Source organism: Desulfobacterium sp. N47 (genome assembly GCF_051233685.1).
In the GTDB taxonomy this organism is placed as follows: Bacteria; Desulfobacterota; Desulfobacteria; order Desulfobacterales; family RPRI01; genus RPRI01.
This window is the reverse complement of sequence record NZ_JBAMMY010000287.1, coordinates 1-7,144: the sequence shown is the minus strand read 5'-3', so window position 1 is coordinate 7,144 and position 7,144 is coordinate 1. Positions and strand designations below refer to the sequence as shown.

Here is a 7,144-nt window from a genome sequence, read left to right as displayed (position 1 = left end):
GCTAAAAGCAGGACAATGACGCGATCGGAGGCGCTCAGGCTGGAAATTCTGAAGTGGATAACAAAGGAAAAGTTACTATAATTATTGTTGGATTTTATTAGACCGTAATGAGAAAATAAAAAACCCGTTATTTCTAACGGGTTTTAGACTATATAGATATAGATTGATTATGAATTGGTGGCGATGCAGGGATTTGAACCCCGGACCCTGCGGATATGAGCCGCATGCTCTGACCAACTGAGCTACATCGCCTGAATTTGAAATGGCCTTCTACCAGCTCACAATGCCTAAGTCAAGCTGAAATCGGTTTCTTTTTTTTATCCTTTTATGGAGCTTTCAGCTTCTACAATAAATTCATCCAGATCTGGTGAAGGATTTTCGAATATAATCATAAACGGAATTAAACTTCCAGGCTTTACATTTACATTCAAATTGTTATCCCCAAGCCTGTTTTGTAATCTTTTTTTCAATTCAGCCGGGCCAACCTCCAATAAATCCTGTTCGGATATCACATTGCCGCAATAGACCGATTCGGTTCCAAAAAGCGTTCTTCCCTTTTTAAAGACTTTCCCTTTTACTTTAATATTACTTCTCGGTTGCTTGTAATCATTTCTTACTTTGCCTGTAATTATAAAAAGAGTCCCGGCTTTTGTATCAACAAAATCCCCCTTAAGTGTATAAAGAACGGGTGTTATTTTTAAATTTCCACTTTTATCAACTTTTGATTGTATATAATCGCTGACAAAAGGGATCTCGAAGCCAAAAGGATTGTAATAAATAAATGCACCTGCACCAAGAAGCAAAAACACAATAATGGCAAAAATCAATGAAAACCTGCCAAAAAACTTCTTGCCTGGCGGTGGCGGCGGCATCACCTTCACGGATTCTTCTTTATCGCTTTGAGCCTGCTGAACAGCAGCAATATTAAGATTTTCCGCTCCGATTGTTGCCGTATCCCGGAATTTATTTTCATCATGCTCTGCAGCATGCGTATGTACATCTTCATCAGTTTTTAAATCAAGCTGAGTTTCATCCAGAGAAATAGTATCGGACAGATAATCAGTCTGCTGAGTTTTCGGGGGCGCATCTGTTTCCAAAGATAATTCAAGATTCTCCATAGAGAGTTCTTTAGCCTGATCATCTGTGCTTGTATCAGTTTCAAGCATTTTCTCGAGATCGGAAAAATCAAGCTCCTGTTCTTCAAACGCAATTGTATCTTCAAATTTAAGATCCGGGCTGCTATCTGAAGGCCGGTTTAATTCCAGAGATAATTCAGCAGTTTCTTCGGCCGGATTAACAAGGGATTCCTCTGCGCCTGTATCACTGTCAAGCATTGTCTCCAGATCGGAAAAATCAAGCTCCTCAGAATCTTCTTCACCCTTTTTGCCAACAGAGTCCGACTCCATTTCCAGAACAAGATCAGAGGGGATATCGTCTGCTTTATCCTTATTTTCCGGGGTACTTGAAATTTTGTTAAAACCGGGGATTGTTTCCAGGTCCGAATAATCCAGTTCTTCCGCATTTTTATTTTTAAGAACCTGAAAGTCAGGATCATTCTCGAACTCTAGTTGTAATTCTCTTGTATCCTCCTCAGTATCCTCTGCATCCGTATCTTCAAAATTATCAATTGCTGCATCTATTTCCGAAAGGTCAATCTCCTCAGTATCAGCAAATTTTAATTTATCTTTATTTTCTTCGGATATTAGATTATCAAAACTGATTTCACCGTTTTCAAGCATCTTTTCAAGTTCGGAAAAATCTATTTCTTCTCCGGGGTCTATAAGTTCGAACTCTTTACCGACGTCATCTTTTAAACCATCAGCCGGAGCAAGTTCTCCCATTTCAAGGCTTTCACTTAAATCGGAAAAGTCAAGCTCTTCTTCAGGCAGTCCTTCTTTGCTGCTTTGTGCAATCGCTTCAGTTTCAACTTCAGCTTTTGGTTCTTCTTCCAAATCTTCCCCATCCTTGGAAAAATTCAGATCTTCGGACTCTGACAAAGATAATCCTTCAGTATTTTTCCGGGGAACTTCAATCTTCTGTTCTTCGATATTTTCTGCAAGATCCTGTTCATCCAATGGAACAGGAGGATATACCTTAAATACACTTTTGCATTTTGAACACCTGACTTTTGACCCCGTTTTTTTTACTCGCTCATCGTCCAAATTAAAACTGGTATTACAACCCGTACAGGTAACTATCATGGTATACCCCCTGCTTAAAGTTTGAGCTGGTAAATTTCAGGCAGATTTCTGTATTTCTCGGCATAATCAAGGCCATAACCAACAAGGAATCCGCTTTCAACCACATGGCAGCATGAATAATCTGTTTTGATATCAATCTCCCGTCGTTCACGCTTATCCAGCATAGCACAAATTTTTATGCTCTTTGGACCAAAAAATTTTAAGTATTTAACAAGAAAATCCAAAGTAATGCCCGTATCAACTATATCCTCGACAATCAGAACATCCTTGTCTTTTATGTCAATGCTAAGTTCTTTGCTCATATTTATCTTACCGGAACTTCTAGTGTCGGAACCATAGCTTGAAGTACATACAAAATCAACCTCAACAGGAATTGTAAGGCATCTCATGAGGTCGGACATGAAAACAAAAGCACCTTTTAAAACTCCCACAAGAACAAGCTCTGAATCTCTATAATCAGATGAAATCCTGCGGGCGACTTCAGCAACTTTCATATTGATAACGTCTTTTTTTAAAAAAAGAATAAACTCATGCATATATAAATCCGAAGCAAATTCTGACAAAAACCACAAAATGATGCGAAAAAAAGATATTGCATAATAACCTTTGCTATCTTTTTAATACATTTAACAAGTCTTCCTGTCAATTAATTTAATTCGTTATATGCCTGTTTCAGCAAGTTTTTCCACCAATTCCTTCTGTTCGGAATTCAGACTTTTTGGTATGATGATATTAATGGAAACATATAAATCACCTGTTTTTTTTCCATTCATCTGGGGAAGTCCATGGCCGGCAAGACGCATTTTTGTTCCATGTTTTGTGCCGGAGGGTATTTTAAGGTTCAATTCTTTGCCTTCAATTGTTGGAATGGATATCTTTGATCCCATAATAGCTTCTGTAAGCCGGATGCTTTTTTCAATATACAGGTCATACTCTTTTACAGTATAGACAGGATTATCCATAACCTTTGCCTGTATATAGAGATCTCCCGGCTCCCCGCCATATGGGCTTGTTTCTCCCTTACCTGCAAGGCGCAGTTTCTTGCCGGTTATCATTCCTTTTGGTATTTTAACAGTAATTTTTTCAGAACGCTTATCATGCTTGAAGCTGATGACTTTCGTAGTACCTTTTGCAACCTCTTCCAATGTTAAAGGAAGTTCGTAAACCAGATCCTGGCCATGAGCCGGCTGCTGATAAGCGGAAAAATCCCCAAAGGGGGAGCCTGATCCGTATGCGGGTCGTCTTCTGCTTCCTCTTCCGGAAAAAGCACCGCCGCCAACGCCAAATTCCCTTAAGATATCGTTTAAATCAAAACCTTTGAAAATATCTTCCTGTGAATATTTCTGATTAAAGGCAGATGAGCCGAATTCATCGTATTGTTTTCTTTTTTCCTTATCGCTTAAAACTGCGTAAGCCTCGCTGATTTTCTTAAATTTTTCTTCGGCGCTTTTATCACCCTTGGCATGGTCGGGATGATATTTCATTGCAAGCTTTCTGTATGCCTTTTTAATCTCATCACCACTGGCATCTTTATTGACACCAAGCTCTTTATAATAATTGGTTTCTGACATATAGCTTCCCTTTTATACTATCGAGCCAGTTTCAAAACGTCCCATTTAGGCCGATCTCTGCGTTTGGCTCAAATTTTAATCCTCGAAATACTAAATGTATTCCTGTGGTTAAAATTTTCGCCCGCCTTGACCTTGACCAAACTGAAACGTTTTGAAAGTGGCTCTATCGTTATAAATAAAATTTAAGATTTAATTATTTCGGCAAAATATTTTATTGTTCCAATAGGATTTCACTTATTTTTTTCTATAATTTCTGATAATAAGGTTTAAGTTGCACCCTGTCAAGAATCATACAGTTAAATTAGTTCATGTCTGTCCTTGGTTGTTTGCTGTCCTTGCTCAAAAGCTTTTAATGCTATCATAAGTACTGAAACAGCAGCCGGAGTCATACCGTCAATTCGCGATGCCTGGCCAAGTGAAGCAGGTTTTATTTCATTCAGTTTTTCTTTTAGTTCGTTTGATAAACCATGAACATGTGAAAAATCAAATCCTTCTTTAATTTTTATTCTTTCCAGATTTTTAAATTTATCAATTTCTTTTTGCTGTCTTTCAATATAGCCTTCATATTTAACTCCTATCTCAACCTGTTTACTTACTTTTGGATCTATGTTTTCACAACCTCCGGCCAAAACACAAACAGCGCTGTAATCAAGCTGTGTTCTTTTCAATAACTGATCCAGATAAACCCCATTATCTATAGGATTTGTGCCACGGCTTTCCAGAAACAAATTCACTTCCTTCGACGGCTTGATAACTACACTCTTTATCCTGGCTGTTTCAGCCTGAATCTGCTTTCTCCGTTCATTTAATTCTTTAATGGTGTCATCATCAATAAGCCCCAGTTCATGTCCCGCCTCCATCAGCCTCAGATCGGCATTATCCTCCCGTAACATTAGCCTGTATTCCGCTCTTGAAGTAAACATCCGGTATGGCTCAAGGGTTCCTTTGGTAACAAGGTCGTCTACCATCACGGCAATATAAGCCTGGGATCTGTCCAAAATAAAAGGGGGCCTTTTCTGAACAAGGCATGAGGCATTGATCCCTGCCCATAAGCCCTGAGCCGCGGCTTCTTCGTATCCGGAAGTTCCGTTAATCTGACCGGCCAGAAAAAGCCCTGAGATAAGCTTTGTTTCAAGCGTTTGTTTGAGATTAACAGGATTAATGTAGTCATATTCAATAGCATAGGCAGGTCTGATTATTTGTGCCTCTTCCAGTCCTTTTATAGATCTTACAAGCTGTATCTGTATTTCGACGGGAAGAGAGTTGCCAAGGCCGCTTGCGTATATTTCCTCAGTATCCAGCCCTTCCGGTTCAAGTATGACATGATGAGTTTCTCTTTCCGGAAATTTTACGATCTTGTCTTCAAACGATGGGCAATATCTTGCTGAAACTCCTTTAATAATGCCTCCATACAATGCGGAAAACTTAAGATTCTTCAATACTATTTCGCGGGTTTTTACACTTGTATGGCCCATATAGCTCGGCATCTGGGGAAGAGAAATGCTGTTTGTGAAAAACGAAAAGGGCGTTGGATCGGACTCCGAGTCCTGTCTTGAAAATACGGTAAAATCAATGCTTGATTTATGCAATCTCGGAGGAGTTCCGGTCTTCATTCTGCCAAGATTAAATCCCAGTTCCTTCAGATTTTGCGCAAGGCTATAAGAGGCGAATTCTCCGGCCCTTCCTGCTTTCATGGAATTTGCGCCGATATGAATCAGCCCGCTTAAAAAAGTGCCGGTAGCAAGTACTACTGCTTTTGCCATATAACAATAACCGGTGTAGTCTATAATACCTGTTATCTTTCCGTTTTCAACAAGCAGGCGTTCCACGAACACCTGCTTTAAATCCAGACCCGGCTGTTTCTCCACAACAGCTTTCATGGCTGTGTGATATCGTAATTTGTCATTTTGTGTTCTGGATGAATGAACGGCAGGCCCTTTTTTTGTATTCAGAGTCCTATACTGGATGGCGCTCTTATCTGAAATCCGTGCCATTTCCCCGCCAAGCGCGTCCACTTCCTTTACAAGCTGTCCTTTAGCCATTCCTCCCACAGAAGGACTGCAAGGCATCGCAGCAAGTTTGTCAAGGTCTATTGCGACAAGAAGAACGCTGCAACCCATCCTTGCAGCAGACAGTGCCGCCTCACACCCGGCATGTCCTGCGCCTACTACGATAATATCATAATTTTTAGAGTACAATTTCACCCTCTTTCTGTATCTAACCGGTAAAAATCACTGTTATGCATAAATCTGAAAAAATCACCTTCCCTTTTATATTTTCACTATATATAATTGTATTCAAATCAAATCAAGACGGGATATAAAATATGAAAAACAGATATTATGATTTAAATTCATATTTCAGAAATATGTTCGGGTGCAGAGTACAAAAAATTACAGTTGACGCAGGGCTGAATTGCCCCAACAGAGACGGTACTATTTCAACAGGAGGCTGTATTTACTGCAATGCCCAAGGTTCCGGTACAGGCGCTCATGGGAAAGGCCTTTCCATAACACAGCAGCTTATAGCGGGAAAAGCGGCTCTTTCAAAAAGGTACAAAGCCGAAAAATTCATAGCCTACTTTCAGTCATATTCCAACACATACGCTCCTTATGAAAAATTGAAAAGCCTTTATGATGAAGCCTTGTCGGTGGAAAACATTGCAGGTCTTTCGATAGGAACAAGACCTGACTGCGTTAATGAAAACATACTGAAGCTGCTTGAAAGCTATGCAAAAGATTCTCTTATATGGGTGGAATACGGATTGCAATCTGCAAATAATGAAACGCTTTTACGGATAAACAGAGGGCATGATTTTGATTGTTTCAAAAAGGCAGTAAATTCCACAAAAGGCAGGGGCATAAAAATTTGCGCCCATGTTATTTTAGGCCTTCCGGGAGAAGATAAATCACAAATGCTCAACACGGCGAAAGCTTTGGCGGAACTTAAAATAGACGGAATCAAGTTACATCTTCTTTATGTTGTTAAAGGCACAGAAATGGAAGCCATCTATCTAAGTGGCAACTACAGATGCCTTGAACAGGATGAATATGCTCAGCTTGTATGCGATTTTCTGGAACTTCTCCCAAAAGATACGGTTATCCAGCGCCTGACCGGAGACCCGCACCGAAACGAACTGGTGGCGCCTCTCTGGTCTCCGGAAAAAGCAAATACGCTTATTCTGATAAAAAACATACTGGAAAACAGGGATTCATGGCAGGGGAAATATTATCGGCTCCTCGCTAAAAAGTATGGGTAATCCGATTCAAGACATGATAGATATCAGTCATCAAGAGATAGAGGAGGTTGAGACAAATTACTATGAGAGATACGGAACTATTTCAGTTGGCATTGGGTTTGACATCACCATGG

At 39.9% G+C, this 7,144-nt stretch carries 5 protein-coding genes and 1 tRNA gene; 1 reads left to right on the top strand and 5 read right to left on the bottom strand.

Going from position 1 to position 7,144, the window contains the following annotated elements; translation table 11 throughout:
* Positions 1-175 precede the first annotated feature (175 nt).
* From VXK47_RS18645 to mnmG, 5 genes are all read right to left on the bottom strand, one after another.
* Positions 176-252, bottom strand: a tRNA-Met gene (locus VXK47_RS18645).
* Positions 253-317: 65 nt separating this feature from the next.
* Positions 318-2,201, bottom strand: a complete 1,884-nt coding sequence (locus tag VXK47_RS18640) for a zinc-ribbon domain-containing protein (protein ID WP_435550293.1) — start codon at positions 2,199-2,201, stop codon at positions 318-320.
* Between the two features lie 14 nt (positions 2,202-2,215).
* Positions 2,216-2,737, bottom strand: a complete 522-nt coding sequence (gene hpt, locus VXK47_RS18635) for a hypoxanthine phosphoribosyltransferase (protein WP_435550292.1) — start codon at positions 2,735-2,737, stop codon at positions 2,216-2,218.
* A 123-nt stretch (positions 2,738-2,860) separates the two neighbouring features.
* Positions 2,861-3,772, bottom strand: coding sequence for a DnaJ C-terminal domain-containing protein (locus tag VXK47_RS18630; protein WP_435550291.1), 912 nt, complete (start codon positions 3,770-3,772; stop codon positions 2,861-2,863).
* Positions 3,773-4,068: 296 nt separating this feature from the next.
* Complete coding sequence (gene mnmG / locus VXK47_RS18625) at positions 4,069-5,976, bottom strand: tRNA uridine-5-carboxymethylaminomethyl modification enzyme MnmG/GidA (RefSeq protein WP_435550290.1); 1,908 nt, start codon at positions 5,974-5,976, stop codon at positions 4,069-4,071.
* A gap of 122 nt (positions 5,977-6,098) precedes the next feature.
* Here mnmG and VXK47_RS18620 point away from each other — a divergent pair, with 122 nt between their 5' ends.
* A complete protein-coding gene (locus VXK47_RS18620; RefSeq protein ID WP_435550289.1) occupies positions 6,099-7,031 on the top strand; it encodes a TIGR01212 family radical SAM protein in 933 nt (310 codons plus the stop codon).
* The last annotated feature ends 113 nt before the right edge of the window (positions 7,032-7,144 follow it).